A 22471-nucleotide genomic window follows, 5' to 3' on the forward strand; every position below is an offset into this window, starting at 1 on the left:
ATGAATGATAAAAATTTTGCTGATTTTAAGTTACAGCCATACTTGTTAACAGCAATACAAAAAATTAACTTCCGTCGGCCAACACCGGTACAGCAAAGTGTAATTCCAGTAATTATGGCTGGCCGAAGTGTTGTTGGTCAGTCAGCGACTGGTAGCGGGAAGACACATGCCTTTCTTTTACCGCTTTTTTCAAAGATTAATCCAGAAATGCAAGCAGTTCAGGCAGTGATCACAACCCCTAGCCGTGAATTGGCATACCAAATTTATAATGCGGCAAAGCAACTTAATAAGTATGCACCTCACCCATTGACAATTCACAATTACGTGGGCGGGACGGATAAACAACACCAAATTGAACAATTAAGCCGAAAACAACCACAGCTGGTAATTGGAACTCCTGGCCGTGTATTAGATTTGATTAGGAGTCAAGCATTAGATATTCACACTGCTAAAATGTTTGTTGTAGACGAAGCAGACATGACCTTAGATATGGGATTTTTACACGAAGTTGACCAAATTGCTAGTCACTTCCCAGAAGATCTTCAAATGATGGTTTTCTCAGCAACGATCCCGCAAAAGCTCCGACCATTTTTGAAGAAATATATGGAAAATCCTGTCGTTGAAGAAATTCCAACTGAAGCAGTAATTAATCCAGATGTTGACAATTGGCTAATGTCGACTAAAGGACAGGATCGTAACCAATTAATTTATCGCCTGCTGACTCTTGGAGAACCGTACCTTGCTTTAATTTTTGCTAACACGAAGGAACGAGTAGTCGAATTAACGCAATACTTAGAAAACCAGGGATTAAAGGTAGCGATGATTCATGGTGGCTTGGAAGCTCGTCGCCGCAAACGAACCATGCGGCAGATTCATAATCTTGAATATCAATACGTAGTTGCAACCGATTTAGCAGCACGGGGGATTGATATTGATGGGGTATCATTAGTAATCAACGATGACTTACCAACTGATCTTGAATACTTTGTCCACCGGGTTGGTCGTACGGGTCGAAATGGAATGAAAGGGACGGCTATTACCTTATATGCACCCGCTGAAGATGATCTTATTGCTAAACTTGAAGACCGTGGCGTTAAATTTGTTCCAAAAGAATTAAAAAATGGCCAAATAGTTACTACGCATGACCGTAACCGACGAAAACATTATAAGCACCGCAAAAATGAGCTTGATCCGTCAATGAAGGGTTATGTTAAAAAAACAAAGAAAAAAGTAAAGCCAGGGTATAAAAAGCGAATTAAAAGGGCAATTAAAGAGGACGAACAGCAAAAATACAAGCTTGAATTACGGCACAAAATTCGTAAGGCCAAACGAGCACGGCAAAAGCAGCATCGCCGTGAACGAAATTCCCGTTGATTTTAAAGTGATTGTTAGTTATAATATGACACGTTTGGGATATGCTATGACTAATAGAAAGTTTCAGAGACAGCTGGGAAGGTGTGACAGCTGACTTTCTGGTAATAGTGCTCCCCATTCGGATAATTTAATATTTAGCCTTGGGAAACCAAGAAGTAAAGAGGTAAACGACTTCCATCGTTGCAAGCAGAGTGGTACCGCGTCAGTTCGGCGTCTCTGATTCGCAATGGTGGTTTTTGTTTTAGAAAGGGCGATTTGATGAAAGAGCTGAAAAAACTGAATAGCGCGCAAGTACGACGGATGTACTTAAAATTCTTTGAAGAGCATGGTCATAAGGTTATGCCGAGCGCATCATTAGTGCCGGTAAATGATCCAACATTACTCTGGATTAACTCTGGTGTGGCAACGATGAAGAAGTACTTTGATGGGAAAGTTGTTCCTGATAATCCACGAATGACAAGTTCGCAAAAGAGTATTCGGACTAATGATATTGAAAACGTCGGAAAGACTGCACGCCACCATACAATGTTTGAAATGCTTGGAAACTTCTCTGTCGGTGATTACTTTAAAAATGAAGTAATTCCATGGGCTTGGGAATTACTAACAAGCGATGAATGGTTCGGCTTTGATCCTGAACGTCTATATATTACCTACTACCCTAAAGATCACGATGCTTATAACCGTTGGCGGGAAGTAGGCGTTGCTGAAGATCACTTAATTGCTGATGAGGATAATTTCTGGGATATTGGTCAGGGTCCATCTGGTCCTGATACTGAAATTTTTTACGACCGGGGACAAGAATTCAATAATTTAGCTGATGATGATCCAGAAAACTACCCTGGTGGTGAAAATGAACGCTACCTTGAAATCTGGAATATTGTTTTCAGCCAGTTCAACCACACGCCAGAAGATACCTATGAACCGCTTCCGCATAAAAATATTGATACGGGGATGGGACTTGAACGGGTTGTTTCTATCTTTGAAAATGCCCCGACTAACTTTGAAACCGACTTATTTATGCCATTGATTAAGCAGGCAGAGAAATTTAGCGGTAGTAAGAAGTATGGTCAAAATAAAGAAGATGATATCCAATTTAAGATTATTGCTGACCATATTCGGACGATTACCTTTGCAATTGGTGATGGTGCTTTACCATCAAATGTTGGCCGCGGATATGTTATCCGTCGTTTGCTTCGCCGGGCGGTTGTTGCAGGAAAGAAGCTTGGCATTGATGAGCCTTTCTTGGCAAAGATGGTACCAACAGTTGGTAAAATCATGGAAGATTATTATCCTGATGTCCTCAAAAATGCTGATTACATTGCTTCAGTCATTAAATCTGAAGAAGACCGCTTTAGTGCAACATTGAACGGCGGATTAAATCTTTTGAATAATGTGATTGCGGAAGCTAAAGAAAATAAGACGAATGTAATCGATGGTCAAACAGCATTTAAACTTTATGATACTTATGGTTTTCCAATCGAATTGACTAAAGAATATGCTGAAGATGAAGGCTTAACAGTTGATGAAAAAGGATTCCAAGCAGCAATGACTGAACAGCAGAACCGCGCACGGAACGCTCGGGATATGGATAATGGCATGGGTGTTCAAACGGACTTATGGACTTCATTTAAGGAAGATAGTAAGTATGTCGGTTATACTGATTTGACTGTTGATAACGCAAAAGTTATTGGATTGGCACATGATGGCAAGCAAGCTGACGAGGCTCAACCTGGCGATCAGAATATTGAATTAATTTTTGATGTTACACCATTCTATGCTGAAATGGGTGGTCAAGTTGCTGATACTGGTGACATTATTGATAACTACGGTAAAAAAGTTGGTCGTGTTGTTGATGTTCAGCATGCACCAAACCAACAAAATCTTCACCGTGTAGAATTAACTGCACCAATTAAAAAGGGTGCGCGCTACAAATTAGTGGTAGACCGTATTCGTCACCTTAAAATTGAAAAGAACCACACGGCAACCCACCTCCTTGATCAAGCTTTACGGAATGTTCTTGGCGGTCACACGCAACAAGCTGGTTCATTAGTTGAAGAACATTACTTACGGTTTGACTTCAACCACTTTGGTCAGGTAACGGCAGAAGACCTTAAAAAGGTTGAAAACATGGTTAATGAACAAATCTGGAAGGAAATTCCCGTTAAGACTGTTGAAACTGATATTGACTCTGCTAAGGAAATGGGCGCAATCGCCTTATTCTCAGATAAATATGGTGATAAGGTTCGCGTTGTAAAAATTGGTGACTTTAATACAGAATTTTGTGGCGGGGATCATGTAAAGAACACGAATGAGCTTGGCCTCTTTAAGATCGTTTCTGAAGGAGGGGTCGGTGCAGGTGTACGACGGATTGAAGCCGTAACATCTAGTGATGCCTTTAAGTATCTTCAAGATCGTGATGACCTCCTAACTAAGAGTGCTGCTAGTTTGAAAGTTGCTCAGATTAAAGAGGTTCCTCACCAGGTAGAAACGCTTCAAAATGAATTAAAAGAAGCACAAAAGCAAAATGAAGCACTTCAAGCTAAGATTGCTGCTCAACAAGCAAACAATGTTTTTGAAAATATCCAATCAACTAAGAACGGAAGCTTGATTGCTGCTGAGGTTCAAGTTGCAGGAATGGGACAATTACGACAACTTGCTGATACTTGGCGGTCAAAAGAATTATCAGATGTCTTAGTACTCGCAACAGCTAATGATGGAAAAGCAAATCTGTTGGTAGCCGTAAGTGATGCCAAAATTAAGGATGGGTTAAAAGCCGGTGATTTAATTAAGGCAATTGCACCAGCTATCAATGGTGGCGGTGGCGGTCGTCCTAATTTAGCTCAAGCTGGGGGAAAGAATCCAGCTGGAATTAAGGACGCATTAAGCCAAGCCAAGGAATATTTAGATAAATAAATATCTGATTTTATAACAGGTAGGTAATGAGAGATAAGGCTGAGGAAAATTTTTTTCTCAGCCTTATCTTTGCTTTTTGTTAATATATTACTGTTTACTTACAATTGACAAATGTAAATTGTGATTTGAATCAGAATATAGTAAAATTAGTGGTTGAAAGAATATCTGGAGGTGACGATTGATGGCTACAAATGATAAAACGATGTTCTTTGATTTTGGTCAGGAACATCAAGAAGATATTAAGCAAACATTAAAGACGGTTTATGAATCATTAGAAGAAAAGGGCTATAATCCAATTAATCAAATTGTCGGTTATCTTTTATCTGGTGATCCCGCATACATTCCGCGTTTAAATAATGCACGTAACTTGATTCGTCAACATGAACGCGACGAAATTATTGAAGAGCTTGTTCGGTCATACCTAAAGAATAATGGTGAGACCAAATGAGACTAATGGGATTAGACGTTGGCTCTAAAACAGTTGGCATCTCAGTTAGCGATCCGCTTGGCTGGACGGCGCAGGCTGTTGAGATTATTCCAATTGACGAAGAAAATGAGGTTTTTGGGATTGATCGCGTTGCCGAATTAGTAAAAAAAGAGCAAGTAGCTGGCTTTGTAATTGGACTCCCTAAAAATATGAATAATACTGAGGGTCCTCGTGTCGAAGCTTCTCAACACTACGGTAAGTTATTACAACAACGTTTTCCAGATATTCCAATTGACTTTCAAGATGAACGTTTAACGACGGTTGAGGCTCACCGAATGTTAGTTGAGGAAGCAGACATTTCACGTGCTAAGCAAAAAAAGGTTATTGATGAAGTTGCGGCAACTTTCATTTTACAAAGCTATTTGGACCGCCATGGCCGTCTTGTGACAAAGTTAAAATGAGGGATTAATATGAGTAAACAACAAGAAAATGACGAAAGTATGATTACATTAATTGATGAGAATGGTAATGAACAATTGTTTAAGGAATTGTTCACGTTTGATTCAGATGATTATGGTAAATCTTATATATTTATTTATCCAGCTGAACAGGAAAATGATGAATCTGTTGATATCCAAGCTTACATTGTCGCTGATAATGAAGATGGAGATGGACAAGACCTTGTTCCAATTGAGGATGATAAAGAATGGGACATGGTTGAAGAAGTGTTAAATACTTTCCTCGATAATGACGGTAATTTTAAGGCTTAATTAAAATTACGACATAAGATAACTAAATTATTAACCAAAGGGCACTGTAGACACGATTTGTCACAGTCCTTTTTCTTTACTAAGAAAATGAAAGGATTATAAGAATGGTTTTAACAACCTTTATTATTTTGATTTTAATTGGGTGTTTTACTAATGGTCATCGTCGAGGGCTGTTTACGATGATCTTAATGCTGGGGACTTATATTATTGCGTGGTTAGTTGCACGACAAGGTACACAGTTAATTGGCGGGTGGTTAAAGTCAATGTTGCCTGACATTGGAACGTCAGCAACTTTTTCAGATAATTTACTGTCAAATGTAAATAGCAGTCTCTTCTTTTATAATGGGATTGCTTTTATGATCATTTTTACGATTGTTTCGATTCTTTGCCATTGGGGAATTCGTCAGCTAAACTGGATAAAAAAGATCCCGGTAATTGGAACGGTGGATAAACTGGCTGGTGGGGTAATCTCATTTTTAATTGGTTATATGATTATCTATGTTGTCCTACTTATTATGCAGTTATTTCCAGCTGGCTGGTGGCAAATGCAAATGGCAAATTCAGAGTTAGCACGTTTTATGATTAATCAAACACCAGGAATAGCGCATTTAATAATTAATACGCTAGTACAGGGAGGATAAAATGAATAACAAAATTTTAGAGACATTAGAGTTTGATCGAATAAAAGGGCAGCTTGCGCAATATCTGGTTTCTGCAGCCGGACGTCGCGAATTAATGCAGCTTGTTCCGCAAACTAATTATGAAGCTGTTAAAGAACTTTTAACGGAAACTACTGACGGTGCGGATATTTTAAGACTGGAAGATGGAATCCCTATTCCGCAATTAGCTGATATTAAGCCCCAGTTGAAACGTTTAAAAATTAAGGCAAATTTGAATGGAACAGAATTGGCCCAGATTACTAAAGTATTGCAAACCAGTATGAGTGTTAAAAACTTTTTTGATCAAATGCGGGAGAAAAAAATTAAACTTCGCGTTTTAAATGCGCAGGTTGATCAACTGGTTACCATTCCATCAATTACCCAGCGGTTAGTTCGTTCGATTGATCCTGATGGGCGGATAAATGATGAAGCATCCGCCAAGCTTCACGGCATTCGTCAGTTAATTAGTCAAACGGAATCAGATATTCATGAGCAAATGGAAAAATATACTCATGGGAAGAATGCAAAATATTTAAGTGATCCAATTATTACCATGCGCAATGACCGCTATGTTATTCCGGTAATAGCTCGGTATCGGAATAAATTTGGCGGGGTTGTACATGATCAAAGTGCTAGTGGTCAAACCTTATATATTGAACCGGCAGCCGTTGTTGAAACTAATAACCGGTTACGCCAAGCGCAGATAGAAGAGCGGCAAGAAATGCGGAGAGTATTGATTGAATTGTCACAGTTGATTGCTCCTTATCGTCATGATATTGGACAAAATGAAACAATACTTGGTCATCTTGATTTTATTAATGCTAAGGCACGCTGGGCTCATGACAACAAGGCAACGTTACCGGTGTTGAGCAAAGAGAATCATGTGTTACTACGAAAAGCACGTCACCCATTGATTGATCCCAAACGGGTAGTTACGAACGACATTAAAATCGGTGCAGACTATCAGGCTATTATTATCACAGGTCCTAACACCGGTGGTAAAACGATTACGCTTAAGACGCTAGGAATAATTCAATTGATGGGTCAATCAGGACTATTCATTCCCGCAGATGAAGGCAGCACGATTGGAATTTTTGATAATGTATTTGCTGATATTGGGGATGAACAATCATTAGAGCAAAACCTGAGTACTTTTTCTGGTCATATGGACGGGGTAAAGGCAATCCTTGAACAGATTACAAGCCGTAGTTTAGTCCTGCTAGATGAGCTTGGTGCAGGAACTGATCCTAAAGAAGGGGCAGCACTGGCAATGGCAATTCTCGATGATATTGGTAGTAAGGGTGCGATGGTGGTAATTACAACCCACTATCCAGAACTAAAAGTCTATGGATATGATCGGGCAAAAACGATTAATGCAAGTATGGAGTTTGATCAAGAAACCCTTAAGCCAACATATAAATTATTACTGGGCATTCCGGGACGTTCAAACGGGCTAGAAATTGCGCAACGGTTAGGGATTGATTCCCAAATTATTGACGAGGCTCGAACTTTAGTTAGTGATGATAGTCAAGATCTCAATAACATGATTGGTGATTTAGTAGAGCAGCGGAAAAAAGCGCGTGAAGAAAGTGAAAGGCTAGCAAAGTTAGTAGCTAAAAATAAGCAGGTTCAGCAAGAGCTTGATGAGAAACTAACGCGGTTTAACGAACAACGTGATAAGCTGTATGAACAAGCGCGTTCAAAAGCGAACCATCAAGTATCGATGGCTAAGAAAAAAGCTGACCGAATTATTCATCATTTACGTCAATTGGAAGTCCAACAAGGCGGTAATGTGAAAGAAAATGAATTAATTGATGCGCAAGGTCAATTAAACGCTCTTCATCGTGATAATCCACGCTTGCAGCATAATTCGGTTTTGCAACGGGCTAAGCAAAAGCATGACTTGCATAAGGGTGACGTGGTGTTGGTAAAATCATATGGTCAATATGGTGAATTATTATCTAAACGTGGAAACCATAAGTGGGAGGTTCAAATTGGTATCCTAAAAATGGAGATTGATGAGAATAACTTAGAAAAGGTAGCTAAAAAAGATTTGCCACGCGAAAAAAAAGCAAGGAAACGCCCAAGGGCTGCTGTTAGGACAACTCAGACAAGAAAAACATCGGCACGTCTTGATTTACGCGGGCACCGCTATGAACAAGCAATGAGTGAGCTAAGTAATTTCATTGATCATGCATTGTTAAATAATCTCTCAACAGTAACGATTATTCATGGAAAGGGAACTGGTGCGCTTCGCAAAGGTACCCAGCAATACCTCCAGAGTAATCCGCGCGTTAAATCATTCTCGTATGCTGCGCCTAATGCTGGTGGCGATGGAGCAACAATTGTTAATTTATAATTGCTTACTATAAAAAAGTAAGCAACCTAAATGACATTTAAGAAGTGATTTGTTAGAATAACAGTAAGAAGAACAAAGGAGGAATAGAAAATGGCTGTAAATGTAACAACAGACCAAACCTTTGAACAAGATACTGCAACCGGGGTCGACTTAATCGATTTCTGGGCAACCTGGTGTGGACCTTGTCGAATGCAATCACCAGTTGTAGAGGCATTGTCAGATAAGATGACTGATGTCAATTTCTTTAAGATGGATGTTGACCAAAATCCAGAAACAGCACAACAGTTTCGGATTATGAGTATCCCAACATTAATGATTAAGAAGAATGGACAAGTAGTTGACCAAGTAGTTGGCTACCATAGTGAAGATCAATTGAAGCAGATTTTACAACAATATGTTGACTAAAAATTTATTAAGAGAAAACAAAAAGTAGGGATATAATTTTATTCCCTACTTTTTTTCTTTTCTCTTCAGTTTTAACAATGAATGACGTCCTTCTTTTTTAGGCTTTTCTTCTTCAGAATCAGGACGGTCAATGTTGATGAATGTTACCATTTCAGACCGTTCATTATCAGCAGAATTTTGCGGATCATTTTGGATAAGAATCTCAACGTAATCACGGTGACGGTCAAAAATTTTTGCTTCTGCAACCGTCCCGAGTTGAAATTCTATCTCTTGAGCAAGAAATCCGCATTCTAAACCAAAGGAGGTTTCTTCTTCGTTACGTTGAATTCGTTCTTTTACAATTACTCCGGAAAGCCGCCATACTTGTGAGGTGTTACTTTTCTTTCGCAATGCTAATCGTCCAAAGTCGAGTTGATTAGTTAGGTGTATTAAATCTTCAGTTGTAGCAACTGGGTATACTCGAGCAAGATCTTTGCCGATCCAATATAGCATTTCATCGGTTTCCTTCCCCAAAATGGCTGGTAAAATGACGTCCCGCATTGTACCGACACCCAATCCTTGATGGCTTGCTATTAACTGATTATACAATTTCTGACTCATATCAACTCGCTCCTTTTTAGCAATCATTATTATTATACTTAAAAATTAAGATCTTAATAGTGGAAAACCTGAAAAACTTGCAAAATCTTGTATAGAAACGGATAATATAGTTTCAAGGATTTAACGTTTTAATGAATTTAACGAGGTGGAACAAATGGATAATCGACCAATCGGGGTTATGGATTCAGGTTTAGGCGGACTATCTGTAATTCGTGTCCTGCGGGAAGAAATGCCCCATGAATCTATTATTTTTGTTGGTGACCAAGGAAATTTTCCATATGGGATTAAAACAAGGGAGCAGATTCAAAAATTAGCATTACGAATTGGTAGGTTTCTTGTAACTAAGAAAGTAAAGCTAATGATAATTGCTTGTAACACGGCAACCGCGGCGGCTTTTCAACTTCTTCAGGAACAATTGCCAATTCCAGTGATTGGTGTAATTGAGCCGGGGGCCAGGGCAGCTGTTCAACACCAGTATGACAAAATTGGTGTTATTGGAACAGAATCAACCATTAAAAATGGCGCATATAAAAAAACATTGACTAAGCTTGACCCATCAGTGACGGTTATTAGCCATCCTACCCAACCATTAGTTTCAATTGTTGAACATGGTCAAACAGGGACAATAATGGCACAAGACGCGGTAAATAAAGAATTGCAGGTCTTTGATGGTCAAGCGATCCAAGCGTTGATTTTGGGATGTACCCATTTTCCGTTTTTACAAAAAGAAATTAGTAATAAACTTGGCGCAAATGTCCAATTAATTGATCCAGCCTTTGAAACAATTCGCCAAGCTAGAAACCTATTGACGAGTGAAAAACGATTAAGTAATAACCTATCACCGATTATTGATCTCTATTCCACGGGTGATGTTAATGAGTTAATTGCTGGTGCACAAAAATGGCTGCCTAATGGTTATACTAAATGTGATCACATTAGATTAAATGAGGAAGGCTAAAATGAAAACAATTGTAATTGCAACTAAGAATGCGGGTAAGGCGAGTGAATATCAAAAGATGCTTGTGCCACTAGGAATTAAAGTTAAAACTCTTGCAGATTTTTCACCGATATCAATTGATGAGAATGGTGCAACTTTTGAAGAAAATGCGACAATTAAGGCTGAAACTGCGGCTAAAAAGTTGCGGTTGCCTGTTATGGCTGATGATTCTGGATTAGTAGTCGATGCCTTAAATGGTGCACCGGGCGTATATTCAGCTAGGTATGCAGGTGATCATGATGACGCGGCTAACAACGCTAAACTCTTAAAAAATTTAGCAAACGTTCCTGATGAACAGCGAACAGCCCATTTTCATACTACTATTGTCGGTGTAAAACCAGATGGCACAAAGTTAGTTGCTAACGGTCGTGTTGATGGGCATATTCTTCGCCAATTAACTGGTGAGAATGGCTTCGGTTATGATCCGCTTTTTTATGTAGATGAGCTTGGCAAGTCAATGGCACAGTTAACGGCAGAGCAAAAGAACCAAATAAGCCACCGTGGGAAAGCGTTACGGAGCTTCATGAAACAATTTGATGATTGGTGGGAATAAAATGAGAATCCTAGTTGTAAGTGATAATCATCGTGAAGATAAAATTTTGACTGAAATTGTTCAAACAATGCGGGATAAAGTTGATTTGATGGTTCATTGCGGTGATTCCGAATTGAATCCTGCTGAAGAACCTATGAGTAATTTTAAGGCCGTAAAGGGAAATAATGACTATGGGCTATCATATCCTAATGAATTAACTATTGATGAAGGCAAGGAAACAATCTTTATCACTCACGGCCATTTGCAACGGGTTAATTTTTCACTAACACCGCTAATGCTTGCGGGTGAAGAAAAAGACGCTTCAATTGTGTGCTATGGTCATACGCATCAATTAGGTGCAGTTTATGATCACCATATGTTAATCGTCAATCCCGGCAGTATTAGCTTTCCCCGTGGACAATATGCTAGCATTGGCGGGACCTTTGCAATTATCGATGCACGGGCTGATAAGTTTATTGTTGACTATTATGACCGGCAAATGAGCACTATTCCGTCCTTACATTGTGAGTTTAGCCGTAAATAAAGGAGTGTATTTTTGTGATTGATCAGCGTTTGCAGACTCTATTGTTGAAAAATAAGCAAAAGTTCATGATTCCAGCAAGTTTAGTCGCAACGGTAAATCAGAGTAATAGTTTAGATCATGCATTTTTAGTACTAACGAAAGATCGTTACGCCAAAATTATCGTAATTGATAACGAGAACCATTATTGCGGGCAGATTTCTTTGGCGATGATTACAGATCAGTTATTAGAAACCCAACGAATTAATGTTGACCGCTTAAATGAATTGGTAGTAGCTGATGTTATGCAAACAGATGCTCCGGTAATAAAAGATCCGACAGATATTGAAGAAAATTTACACCTTTTAATAGATCAATCATTTTTACCGGTAGTTGATGATGAAAACTACTTTTGCGGAATTGTGACACGACGAGAAGTCTTAAAGGCTGTTAATTATACAGTACATACTTTTGGTAAATAAAAAGCTGGGACTTTCCTTGAATAGCTATATAGCTTTTAAGGAAGGTTCCAGCTTTCATTTACCGGTTATTTTTAATTATGTCGTTGATAGTTTGTAAAACCCCGTCATGGTTATTGTCAGCTCTTGTAGTGTGTGCAGCTTGCATTTGGATAATTGGTTGAGCATTTTTCATTGCATAACTTTGACTGGTCATTGCTAACATCCCTAAGTCGTTCTCATTATCACCGAAAGTAACAATTTCATCTGGCTTTAAATGTAGGTGCTTTTGTAAAATTGAAAGAGCATTTTGCTTGGTAGCGACAGCATTACCGATAAGGTCGGTATTAAAGCCCGAATTTTCCATAATTAACGATGGTGGCAAATAGCCGTCTAAAGTTGCTGCTACTTTTTTGAGATTAATATGATTAGCAAAATTAATTGAAATCTTTGTAAAGTCATCATTGGATTTTTGGCTAAAAATTTTGCGAATATCAGGGGCGCGTTCGACATTCTCATAGAATAGCTTAACAATTTCAAAATCATGCGGACTCATCCCTTGATCAACATACGATTTTTCACTTGTTGAGATTACGAGCTGGTTAATGTCATTAGGACCATAGAAACGATCTAGAACATGGATAACCCGTGCTAAAGCTTCTTGATTAATAGGGAAAGACTTAAAAAGCTTATTACCGAGATGAATAACTGAACCGTTTTGGGAAATGAACCCCATTTTAGTGGTATAATCCTTAAATTCGCGTTGTAGACGGGGATAGCTTGACCCGCTGGCAGCAACAAAGAAAATATTATGACGTTCAAGCTGCCGAAATACTTTATTAAATAATGAATGGTTATATGTGTGATCATCACGCAAAAATGTTCCATCCATATCAGTGGCAATTAATTTAATGCTCATTTGTCATTCCCTCCCAGGCAATTGGAATATTATTTGTTCGTAATTCTTTGAGGTAGGCTGCCAAGAAGCGGCTTGCAACGGTTGATTGTTTTCCGCTAACTGCTGTAATCGTTACCCGAAAGACCAATGTTCCGTCTGGAGTTACGACTGGTCCTACAATAACGGGCTTCAGCTGCAGCGCCTTTATTTGCGGTACCAGCTTTTTATTAACCTGCGTAATAATTTCTTCTACCCTATTAAGAGGGGTCTTTGAAGTTATATGGATATCGATATTGCTGACCATATTATTTCGCGATAGGTTTTGGACGATGGTAATATTGCGATTAGGAATAAAATTAAGTGTTCCATCAGAACTAGTAACCTGGGTAGTTCGGATCCCCAAAGCAGTTACAGTCCCCTTGATTTGACCAATTTGAACAGTATCACCAACGTCTAATTGTTGCTCAAGCAAAATAAAAAAACCGGTAACGATATCGCTAACAAGGCTTTGTGCACCAAGACCTAATGCTAAACTGAAAATCCCGGCTCCGGCAATTAATGTCCCAACCGGAACGCCGATTTCAGATAATATGGCATATAGCAAGAAGAAATAGCAAGTATAACGGTAAATATTTAATACTAGGGTTTTTACCGTTGCCATCCGATTGCTGTTTTTAAGAACATTATATTTTTTTGATTCTTGAAAAAGATGAACGATAATTACGCGGCCCAGCCATAAAATTATTAAAAATAAGACAAACGTAACGACAATTAAGAGAAATTTACTTAAAAGCTGTTGTGAAATTTCGTGCCAGGATAAATTTGTAAAGGCCTTTTTTAGCTGTTCCATTTGTTTTGATGTAAATGAAGCGACACCAGTGATCATAATAACCTCCTAAAAAATACTAATAATTATTCTAACAGGGAAGACAAGCTTTTGTCGACTACACTAGATTATCGTTTTTCTTTGTTTTATGATATTCTTAGTATTGAATAACTAATTTGGAAACTAAAGGAGGGATTATCAGATGACTTTTGCCCAGTTGGCAGGGTTGATCGCGGCAATCGCATTCCTAATCTTAGTCATTTTTGCATGTATCCTGTTGAATCAATTGAGTAAGACAATGAAAGAGACAAATAAGAGTATAACAACTTTAACGCGTGATGTTCATTATCTTAGTCAAGAAATGGAAGATGTATTAAGTAATACGAATACGTTGCTGGATGATATTAATCATAAATCCGAGCAATTAGATCCTGCTGTTAAAGCAGTTGCTGATGTAAGTCAAAGCGTTTCAGAAGTGAATGCCTCACTTCAAGAAATGGTAGATAAGGTCCGGATTCGTCATGAAAAACGGCAATTAGATCGGGGTATCTTTAAGATTGCAGGTAAAACAATTATTTTAGATGCATTTAATAAATTTAGACAGCACCGAAAGCAAAAGAAAGGAATGACAAATAATGAGTAAAAAGTTACTTGCTGGAATGTTATTAGGAGGAGCCGCTACCTATGCCGCTTGGAAAAGAATGGCGCCGGCTAAAAAAGAGGCTTTAAAGCAAAGTTTCGATGAAAAGTTTAACAAAGTTGCTGATTATGTAACTGATTATACTTTAGACGCATTAGACATCGTTGACGATCTGATGAGTGATTCTAATTTGAATGACAAAATGAGTGGAGCAGCGGATGCAGTTAATAATGTTACGGGAAAAGTAAAAGATAGTGCAAATAAAGTAGTTAATCGCATGACTAACGATGACTTCGATAAACAAACTGCTGACATTCGAGAAGAACTAGCAAAGAATAAAGAAGCAGAAGAAGATAATAATGATATTATTATTGACGCTACTAGTGATTCAAAGCAGTCAATTTCTAATGACGAAAAAGCAAGTCAAAATGAAGTCGAAGATAGCGATAAATAATAAATAAAAAAGCTGAGAAAATTTTCTCAGCTTTTTTATTTAGGGAAAGTCAGTAGTTCTTTAGTTGTATGGGTAAATGGTTCACAACCGTTTTCTGTAATATGAACACAGTCTTCAATTCGTACACCGGCAAAACCGGGGATGTAAATACCAGGTTCAATTGAGAAGCACATTCCTGGCTCTAAGACCAGCTGGTTTCCTTCCATGATTGATGGAAATTCATGTTCGCTGCTTCCCATTCCATGACCTAGACGATGAATGAAGTATTCGCCATATCCGGCGGCGGTAATAATATCACGAGCAACTTTATCTAGTTCTTCGGCAGTCATTCCAGGTTTAGCAGCATCTTGAGCAGCTAATTGGGCCTCTAAACATACCTGATAGATATCTTGTTGCTTCTCATTTAATTCTCCAACAGCAACTGTTCGAGAAGCATCACTAATATAGCCATCAACAATTGTTCCAAGGTCAAAAAGAACTAACTGGTTATTCTCAATTTTATTGCTTGAAGTTGCGCCATGTGGTTCGGCTGCATGAGGACCGGCTTGAACAAGAGTGTCAAAGCTCATTTTATTAATTCCATGCTGCTTAAGAGCATATTCTAAGTCTGCTGCAATTTCTTGCTCGGTTTTACCAACTTGAATTGATTCAAAGCCGACTTTAAACGCAAAATCAGCCCACTTCCCAGCTTCATTTAATTTCGCAATTTCGTCTGCACTTTTAATCATCCGCATTTGCGCAATAAGCGGGGAAAGATCAGTATTAAATTTAGCATCGGGAAGAACCGTTTCGAGAGCTCGGAGCCGGTCAACGGTTAACGATTCGCCTTCAATTCCCCAGTTACGTGGTGAACCAGCCATTTGGTGAATATGGTCAGCAATTAGATTAAAGGTTTTTTCATGATCAAGGTAACCGTACACTGGGTATTTCCATCCCGTGTCTTTAATTGCTTCAACTTCAAGAGCTGGGGCAAATAAAAATGGTTCATTATCTGAAAAAAGAATTAATGCAAGAATTCGCTCGACCGGATCGCTATAAAAACCAGTTAAATAGTTAATTGTCATTGGATCACTAATGTAAGCCGCATCAAGACCTTTAGCATTTAAGGCTTCTTGTAATTGATTAAGTTTTGTCAATATATTCACTTCCTAAAAAAGGTTGCAAATATTATAACATATTGTTATGAATGCAAAAAAATAGTTGGAAACGTTTGCCAATTAAGGATAAATCTGCTATATTAACTAAGTTATGAAAAAATATGAAAACAGATTATACCAATAAAGAAAGGGCTATCTTATGGAAAAACAATCAGTAACAATTTATACGGTTGCCCGAGAAGCTCGTGTCTCAATGGCTACTGTTTCGCGGGTAGTTAACGGCAATCCAAACGTAAAACCAGAAACTAGACAAAAAGTTTTAGATGTGATTAAGCAGTTGAATTATCGCCCTAATGCGGTTGCGCGTGGCTTAGCTTCTAAAAAGACGACAACGGTCGGGGTTGTTATCCCTGATATCACTGATCCTTATTTTGCAGAATTGGCATTAGGAATTGATGATGTTGCTTCAATGTACAAGTATAATATTATCTTGACTAATTCTGATTCTGATGATGAGAAGATTCTTAAAGTTGTTAGAAACTTGCTCGCTAAGCAGGTTGATGGAATTATCTTTATGGGTCATGATGTATCAGATGAACTAAAGAATGAATTTGCAAGTACCAATACCCCCGTAGTTGTTGCTGGTTCAGTTGTTAATGATGATTCCTTACCAAGTGTACGGATTGATTACCAGGCTGCAGCAAAAGAAGCAACAGCATTTCTGCTAAAACGCGGTGCTGAACAAGTAGCTTATATTACTGGACCCTTACAGTACTCAATTAATAGCGGCGATCGGCTAAGTGGATATAAAGACGCACTAGCTGATGGTAATAAAGATTTTGATGATTCACTGGTAATTGAAACAGATGGTTCATATCAAGCAGGATATGCAAAAGCTAAGGAAATTATTGAGAAGGGAATTAAAGCTGCTTATGTTACCGATGATAGTTTGGCAGCAGGACTTCTCAACGGTTTGACAGACGCTGGCATTAAAGTTCCAGATGATTTTGAATTGGTTTCATCAAATGACACCAAGTATACAAAACTTGTTCGTCCAACGATTACTTCGATTACTCAACCGCTTTATGATATTGGTGCAATTTCAATGCGGTTGCTTACTAAGCTGATGGACGGCGATGATAGCAACGATGACGAAAAGAATGTTATCTTGGATCATGGCTTTGTTGAACGGCAGTCAACTCGTAAGTAGGTTGTGATTTGTTGTGACAACCCGGAGCAAATTACGAGCACAACGTCAAGAAACAGAAACAGTTGAAGAACCGGTAACAAAAACACCGCCAAGGCACCATTTCCTTTTTCGATTATGGGGTATTATTTGTTTAACTTTATTGGCATTAGGATTACTACTTAATGTTACGTTGTTAAACCCCAATTTTGTAAAAAAAGAAATAACCAGTTCATCATTAGAGTCTATAATGATGAGCCAGGTTAATAGTAGTTTGACGCAATACGGGATTTCAACGTCAGTCTTAAAGAAGAGTGATACTGATAAGTTAATCACACAGGCAGTTGATCAAATCTATGCTGGAGAAAAAATTAATCTAGACCTCTCCTCAGTAGTCAACAGTGTTAGTTCATCTGTCGATTCCCAATTAGCGCAATATGGCCTATCAACTTCAATGCTTCCGGCAGGTAGTTCTTCTGCCGTGACAAATAATATTAATTCGATTGTTAATAGTCAGTTAAATACCCCTGAAGTTGGTCAATTGATTACAGGAATAAAGATAGCTAAAACCTGTGTTAATGTTATTTTAGTTATTAGTTTAATCAGTCTTGTATTGTTGATTATTAGGGGGTTATGGCAACGACATTTTGTTAAAAGCTTTAGCTGGATTTGTATTGTTGCTTCTATCTTATATACGATAACTATATTAGTTGCCCACACGTTAGCTATTCAAGCTGGACAATATCAAGCTGATCTAAGCCCGTTTATTGTTCAAGTTGCCAACGACTTTCAGCAGCAGGCCTTTAGTGGTTCTTTGCTTATGGCTGGCGTAGGAATTGGATTATTTATTTTACAATTAGTAAAACGGCGATAGCGACCTCGCTATTGACCTTGAATTAAGGATAAATATTTGCTAAAATTTATCTGTTTGTATTACACTAATAAAGAAAAGAGGAGTCAGTAATGTCAGGACATTCAAAATGGCATAACATTCAGGGACGTAAGAACGCCCAAGATGCTAAGCGTGGTAAGATTTTCCAAAAGATTTCACGTGATTTGTACCAAGCAGCTAAAGCAGGTGATCCTGATCCAGCGAACAACGCTCAATTACGGCTTGTAATCGATAAGGCACACGCGGCCAACATGCCTAAGAAAAATATTGACCGTGCTATTGCTAAAGCTTCAGGTATTGGTGGAGCTAAGTTCGAAGAAGTTACCTATGAAGGATATGCTCCAGGTGGTGTAGCAGTAATGGTTTCTGCTCTTACCGATAATAAAAACCGGACAGCATCTGCGGTTCGTTCAGCATTTAGCCATTCTGGTGGTTCATTGGGTGCTAGTGGATCAGTTTCATACATGTTTGACCGTAAAGGATTAATTGAAATCCTTCGTGATGACCTTGATAAGAGTGAAGATGATATGTTAATGGATGCATTGGATGCTGGAGCTGAAGATATGAAAGCTACAGACGAAAAATTCCAAATCTTCACTGATCCAAGTAACATGACTAGTGTTCGTGATGCTCTTCAAGAACAAGGCTACGAATTAGATACAGCTGAAGTTACCATGATCCCTCAAAACCGGACAGAGGTGCCTGCTGATAAAGCAAAGCAATACCGTCACTTAATTGATGAATTAACTGAAAATGACGATGTTGCCGACATCTATGAAACTGGGATTTTACCAGATGATGATGAAGACGAAGAATAATTAAGAGTGGAAAATAATTTTATTTTTCATGGCTCTCGTTAATGAGGAGCCTAAAGTGCCATTAGTGGTGCTTTAGGCTCCTTTTTATCTTTAAAATTAAACTTTTTTGATGCATTTTTGTTTTTTTCCCGTATTTAAATAATAGGGAGGTTAAACTATGCCAAGTTTTGAAGATGAATTATTATCAGTAATCACTAAAAATGCCAGTGATTTGTATATATTGCCGCATGATGAGTGTTATCGACTGTCGATCGCTGTGCGGGGACGGCTTACTCTATTAAAAAGTGTTTCATATGCCTATGGTCAACGATTTATTTCATATTTAAAATATCGTGCCAATATGGCGGTAAGTGAGCATCGACGCCCACAATTAGGGGCTTTTCGATTAGTGTATGAGCAGCAGAAAATTAATTTGCGTTTATCCAGTGTTGGAGATTTTCAAGGACATGAATCATTAGTTGTCCGTTTTATCTACCCTTTAGTAAATAACGAGTTTAATTTTCTAGTTCCTTCTCAATGGACAACGCTACAAAAATGCTGTGACTATCGCGGCTTGATTTTGTTTGCTGGACCAATGGGAGCAGGAAAGACCACAACAATGTATCAATTAGCAAAGAAATTATTACCGGATAAAATCGTATTGACAATTGAAGATCCAGTAGAAATCAATTATTCCGACTTTATCCAACTTCAAGTCAACACGCTAGCAGGAATGGATTATCAGAGTTTGTTAAGGTTAGGATTACGACACCGTCCAGACGTTTTTATTATTGGTGAGATTCGTGATTCACAAACGGCAGCGATGACAGTTCAGGCAGCATTAAGCGGGCATCTTGTCTTCGGAACAATTCATGCCCAGAATGCTGATGGTGTGATTTCCCGTTTACGACAATTAGGAATTGATTCATATTATTTGCAGCAAGTTTTAACAGCCGTCAGTTATCAGCGATTAATTCCCTTAGTCAACGGAAAACAAGCAGTATTATGCGACTTGTTAACGCACCAGCACTTGGCTGATTCAATACTTAATAGAACGAAAGGAGTTATTTCCGATGAATGGACAAAAAATCTTAAGCAGGCGATGGAAGAAGGGAAAATTACCTCGGCAGTCGCTGCTAAGTACGCGCACGGATAAATTAAAACGTCAGCAGCAGGCCTCCTTTTTCCTTTTACTGGCCGACTTATTAACGGTTGGATTTTCTATTAGACATGCTATTCATTTTATTGGAACCGTGGAACCAGGTTTAATGTGGTGGACCATGAAAATTGATCATCGAATGCAAGAGGGGACCGGCTTTACAGATAGTATTCGGCAAGAAATAAAACCGGATTTATATTACCAATTACTTTTAGCCGAGAAGCATGGCAATCTGGTAAAAACGTTGCATGAAATTGGTAAGTTACTCTCAGTACAGGAACGCCAACGAAAAAAGTTGATAACTTTACTTCAGTATCCGTTGCTTCTTCTGATAATGCTGGCTATTGTAATTTGCTGTTTGGTAGGATTTGTATTTCCAGAATTAGATATGTGGCAAGAAAAAAGCAACCCCAATTTATTGATTAAAATAACAGGTTTAGTTGGGAGTTATTTTCTAACGATAATTGGCATTAGCGGCTTATTCCAATGGTATAACTGGCACCGAATGAGTAGGGAGCAAAAACTCATTAAACTATGTACTATTCCGATTGTTGGCAAATGTTATCGTTATTATTTTCAATATTATTTGACAAGTGTTTTAGGAGTAATGCTACAACAAGGATTATCACTTGCTGAGATTTGTCAGCTCTCACAAACATTTCATGGTGATTCAATTCTTTATCTTTTTAGTGGCAAAGTAATAAAAATCATTCAACGTGGTGGTGATATTTCTGAAGCTGTTAAGGCTTATCCATTTTTGCCGAATGAGTTAATTATTTTTATGAATAAAGGAACAACGATTGAAAAGATGGGGCAGGACTTAACGATTTTTGCTAACCTTCAATTTAAAGCTTTAACCAATTCAATTGAACGTTTGCTAGTTTTTGTCCAGCCAATTATTTTTAGTGTGATTGCGGTTGTAATCGTTGGGCTATACCTAAGTTTGCTGTTACCGATTTACCATTCATTTCAAGGAGTTTATTGATGAAAATTTTAAATAAAAAGGAATCCGGCTTCACTTTGCTTGAAATGTCAATTGTTCTTTTTATCATAAGTTTATTAGTTTTGATAGTATTACCTAACTTATCGCAACAACGAAAGCATGCTAACAGTATTCACCGAAAAGCGATGGTGTCAGTTATCCAAACTCAGATTGATTCGTATGAAAATGAAAATGGAACAGATAATGTCAGTTTTGAGGAGTTGAAAAACGCTAATTATCTTACAGATGCGCAAATTCAACAGGCTCATCGTGAAAAAATAGTAATTGTGGATGGAAAGGCAGTTCAACGATGAAAGCTAAGGAGAAAGCTTTTACTTTTCTTGAATCAATAATTGTTTTAGGAATAGCGGCTTTATTGGTATTAATCACAATTCCTAACTTTACAAAGGGACAGCAGATAATGGCCGAGGACCGGTTTTGGCGTTTGCTGCGGTATGAATGGCGCCGCGCACAGCTAAGAGCTGAAGTTGATCATCAATATATTGTAATTAGATACAATAAAGTTGGTGCGACACTGTATTTTCGTGGAAATGATGGGATAAGAGAAATTGAAATCCCACAAACATTAAAAGTAATTTGTTTCAATGAAGTTACTATCTCGCCCACCGGGTATACTCGAGCACGTACACAGATATTTAAATCGACGGTTAATAATCATCTCTACCGTATGAAAATTCAATTAGCATGGGGAGGATATCGACTTGAAGAAGGGGATGGACGCGGCTTTTATGATGGCAGATAGTTTAGTGGCGTTAACAGTAATTACTATTGGAATTAATTTATTTTTCATTTGTGAACAGCAATTGCAGGTTCAACGTCAAAGAGAACAGTTGAAATTAGCAGCAATACGACTGGGAAAAGAAGCAAGTGATTTATACGCTATAAAACATGAAAACATTGTGTTAAGTAAAGATAAAATTGTTGCAAAAGTTAATTTGCGAGAACTAACAGTTTATTATCAAGATGAATGTCTTTACCGGATTGCAAAATGAAACAGGCAGCATTTACTTTAGCAGAAGGAATTTGTGCATTGATTATTTCATCCTTAATAATTTTTAATATAAGTTTAGCGATTACGGGGATCAAGAAGACTAATAGCTTAAATCTGGATCCAACAATTGATTGGTATCTATTTCTTCATGAATTGGAGTCAGATAATCATCGCTTTGAAATAGTTCAAGTACAGAATCAACAGTTACTATTATTTAGCCAAGCAGCTCACCGCAATTATGAATTAAAGGGAAGCAATACATTATATTTAACTTGTCGTCAAGGCGGAGGATACCTTCCTTTGCTTGATGGTGTTAAGCCTCGTGAATATTCTTTTACTCAGCTCGATTCCCAAAGAGTATTGATCGAAGTAACAAGAACCAATGGAAAGAAAGTGAAATCAGTTGTTAAACTTTATCCGCCATCATCGGAATAAAACAGCCGGGTATATATTATTTATAAGTATCATTGTATTGCTTGTCATAAGTTCAGTATTGTTGTACCAATATCAATAT

At 38.1% G+C, this 22471-nt stretch carries 27 protein-coding genes; 23 read left to right on the plus strand and 4 right to left on the minus strand.

The window, feature by feature from the left end:
- The 8 genes from IEU90_RS05885 (at position 1) to trxA (ending at position 8907) form a co-directional block, all read left to right on the plus strand.
- Positions 1–1374, plus strand: coding sequence for a DEAD/DEAH box helicase (locus IEU90_RS05885; protein WP_153710225.1), 1374 nt, complete (start codon positions 1–3; stop codon positions 1372–1374).
- Between the two features lie 258 nt (positions 1375–1632).
- Positions 1633–4287, plus strand: a complete 2655-nt coding sequence (gene alaS / locus IEU90_RS05890; protein ID WP_153710226.1) for an alanine--tRNA ligase — start codon at positions 1633–1635, stop codon at positions 4285–4287.
- A 181-nt stretch (positions 4288–4468) separates the two neighbouring features.
- Positions 4469–4735, plus strand: a complete 267-nt coding sequence (locus IEU90_RS05895; protein WP_153710227.1) for an IreB family regulatory phosphoprotein — start codon at positions 4469–4471, stop codon at positions 4733–4735.
- The gene (gene ruvX, locus IEU90_RS05900; protein WP_153710228.1) at positions 4732–5175 is read left to right on the plus strand and encodes a Holliday junction resolvase RuvX; all 444 of its coding nucleotides are present in this window, start codon (positions 4732–4734) and stop codon (positions 5173–5175) included. Before IEU90_RS05895 ends, ruvX begins: the two co-directional genes overlap by 4 nt.
- Positions 5176–5184: 9 nt before the next feature.
- Positions 5185–5484, plus strand: coding sequence for a DUF1292 domain-containing protein (locus tag IEU90_RS05905; RefSeq protein ID WP_153710229.1), 300 nt, complete (start codon positions 5185–5187; stop codon positions 5482–5484).
- Between the two features lie 104 nt (positions 5485–5588).
- Positions 5589–6125: a CvpA family protein gene (locus IEU90_RS05910; RefSeq protein WP_188357867.1), complete on the plus strand. Its 537-nt coding sequence runs from the start codon at positions 5589–5591 to the stop codon at positions 6123–6125.
- Position 6126: 1 nt separating this feature from the next.
- Complete coding sequence (locus IEU90_RS05915; protein ID WP_188357868.1) at positions 6127–8502, plus strand: endonuclease MutS2; 2376 nt, start codon at positions 6127–6129, stop codon at positions 8500–8502.
- Positions 8503–8592: 90 nt separating this feature from the next.
- Positions 8593–8907 carry a thioredoxin gene (gene trxA / locus IEU90_RS05920; RefSeq protein ID WP_153710232.1) on the plus strand — a complete coding sequence of 105 codons (315 nt, stop codon included), beginning with the start codon at positions 8593–8595 and terminating at the stop codon, positions 8905–8907.
- Between the two features lie 45 nt (positions 8908–8952).
- Here trxA and IEU90_RS05925 read toward each other — a convergent pair whose 3' ends face one another.
- On the minus strand, positions 8953–9507 hold the full coding sequence (locus IEU90_RS05925) for a YslB family protein (RefSeq protein WP_163704815.1): 555 nt from the start codon (positions 9505–9507) through the stop codon (positions 8953–8955).
- Positions 9508–9661: 154 nt separating this feature from the next.
- Between IEU90_RS05925 and murI the strand changes: the two genes are divergently transcribed.
- From murI to cbpB, 4 genes are read left to right on the plus strand one after another with little or no spacing between them, the layout of a single operon-like run.
- On the plus strand, positions 9662–10465 hold the full coding sequence (murI, locus tag IEU90_RS05930; RefSeq protein WP_153710234.1) for a glutamate racemase: 804 nt from the start codon (positions 9662–9664) through the stop codon (positions 10463–10465).
- Between the two features lies 1 nt (position 10466).
- Entirely contained in the window at positions 10467–11057 is a 591-nt protein-coding gene (locus IEU90_RS05935; RefSeq protein ID WP_153710235.1) for an XTP/dITP diphosphatase, read from the plus strand.
- A 1-nt stretch (position 11058) separates the two neighbouring features.
- A complete protein-coding gene (locus tag IEU90_RS05940) occupies positions 11059–11580 on the plus strand; it encodes a metallophosphoesterase family protein (protein WP_153710236.1) in 522 nt (173 codons plus the stop codon).
- Positions 11581–11594: 14 nt separating this feature from the next.
- Positions 11595–12038 (plus strand): cyclic-di-AMP-binding protein CbpB, encoded by a 444-nt coding sequence (gene cbpB / locus IEU90_RS05945; RefSeq protein ID WP_188357869.1) that lies wholly within the window; start codon positions 11595–11597, stop codon positions 12036–12038.
- A gap of 58 nt (positions 12039–12096) precedes the next feature.
- Here cbpB and IEU90_RS05950 read toward each other — a convergent pair whose 3' ends face one another.
- A complete protein-coding gene (locus IEU90_RS05950; protein WP_188357870.1) occupies positions 12097–12933 on the minus strand; it encodes an HAD-IIB family hydrolase in 837 nt (278 codons plus the stop codon).
- A complete protein-coding gene (locus tag IEU90_RS05955) occupies positions 12923–13798 on the minus strand; it encodes a mechanosensitive ion channel family protein (protein WP_153710238.1) in 876 nt (291 codons plus the stop codon). Before IEU90_RS05955 ends, IEU90_RS05950 begins: the two co-directional genes overlap by 11 nt.
- Before the next feature lie 142 nt (positions 13799–13940).
- Between IEU90_RS05955 and IEU90_RS05960 the strand changes: the two genes are divergently transcribed.
- A complete protein-coding gene (locus tag IEU90_RS05960) occupies positions 13941–14381 on the plus strand; it encodes a DUF948 domain-containing protein (RefSeq protein ID WP_188357871.1) in 441 nt (146 codons plus the stop codon).
- A complete protein-coding gene (locus tag IEU90_RS05965) occupies positions 14374–14832 on the plus strand; it encodes a hypothetical protein (protein WP_153710240.1) in 459 nt (152 codons plus the stop codon). Before IEU90_RS05960 ends, IEU90_RS05965 begins: the two co-directional genes overlap by 8 nt.
- A 35-nt stretch (positions 14833–14867) precedes the next feature.
- On the opposite strand, the gene IEU90_RS05970 is transcribed toward IEU90_RS05965, so the two are convergent.
- Entirely contained in the window at positions 14868–15968 is a 1101-nt protein-coding gene (locus tag IEU90_RS05970; RefSeq protein ID WP_188357872.1) for a M24 family metallopeptidase, read from the minus strand.
- 160 nt (positions 15969–16128) lie between these two features.
- Between IEU90_RS05970 and ccpA the strand changes: the two genes are divergently transcribed.
- From ccpA to IEU90_RS06015, 9 genes are all read left to right on the plus strand, one after another.
- A complete protein-coding gene (gene ccpA, locus IEU90_RS05975; protein ID WP_153710242.1) occupies positions 16129–17139 on the plus strand; it encodes a catabolite control protein A in 1011 nt (336 codons plus the stop codon).
- Positions 17140–17152: 13 nt separating this feature from the next.
- Complete coding sequence (locus IEU90_RS05980) at positions 17153–17989, plus strand: hypothetical protein (RefSeq protein WP_188357873.1); 837 nt, start codon at positions 17153–17155, stop codon at positions 17987–17989.
- 89 nt (positions 17990–18078) lie between these two features.
- On the plus strand, positions 18079–18825 hold the full coding sequence (locus IEU90_RS05985; protein WP_153710243.1) for a YebC/PmpR family DNA-binding transcriptional regulator: 747 nt from the start codon (positions 18079–18081) through the stop codon (positions 18823–18825).
- Positions 18826–18982: 157 nt separating this feature from the next.
- The gene (gene comGA, locus IEU90_RS05990) at positions 18983–19960 is read left to right on the plus strand and encodes a competence type IV pilus ATPase ComGA (RefSeq protein WP_153710244.1); all 978 of its coding nucleotides are present in this window, start codon (positions 18983–18985) and stop codon (positions 19958–19960) included.
- A complete protein-coding gene (locus tag IEU90_RS05995) occupies positions 19878–20948 on the plus strand; it encodes a type II secretion system F family protein (protein WP_153710245.1) in 1071 nt (356 codons plus the stop codon). The genes comGA and IEU90_RS05995 overlap by 83 nt, the downstream gene beginning before the upstream one ends.
- The gene (gene comGC, locus IEU90_RS06000) at positions 20948–21259 is read left to right on the plus strand and encodes a competence type IV pilus major pilin ComGC (RefSeq protein WP_153710246.1); all 312 of its coding nucleotides are present in this window, start codon (positions 20948–20950) and stop codon (positions 21257–21259) included. The genes IEU90_RS05995 and comGC overlap by 1 nt, the downstream gene beginning before the upstream one ends.
- Complete coding sequence (locus IEU90_RS06005) at positions 21256–21708, plus strand: hypothetical protein (RefSeq protein WP_153710247.1); 453 nt, start codon at positions 21256–21258, stop codon at positions 21706–21708. The genes comGC and IEU90_RS06005 overlap by 4 nt, the downstream gene beginning before the upstream one ends.
- Positions 21668–21958: an HEM-1/HEM-2 family protein gene (locus IEU90_RS06010; RefSeq protein ID WP_225431300.1), complete on the plus strand. Its 291-nt coding sequence runs from the start codon at positions 21668–21670 to the stop codon at positions 21956–21958. The genes IEU90_RS06005 and IEU90_RS06010 overlap by 41 nt, the downstream gene beginning before the upstream one ends.
- On the plus strand, positions 21955–22392 hold the full coding sequence (locus tag IEU90_RS06015; RefSeq protein ID WP_153710248.1) for a ComGF family competence protein: 438 nt from the start codon (positions 21955–21957) through the stop codon (positions 22390–22392). The genes IEU90_RS06010 and IEU90_RS06015 overlap by 4 nt, the downstream gene beginning before the upstream one ends.
- Positions 22393–22471 lie beyond the last annotated feature (79 nt).

Origin of the sequence: Limosilactobacillus caviae (assembly GCF_014635905.1) — a bacterium.
Classification (GTDB): Bacteria; Bacillota; Bacilli; order Lactobacillales; family Lactobacillaceae; genus Limosilactobacillus; species Limosilactobacillus caviae.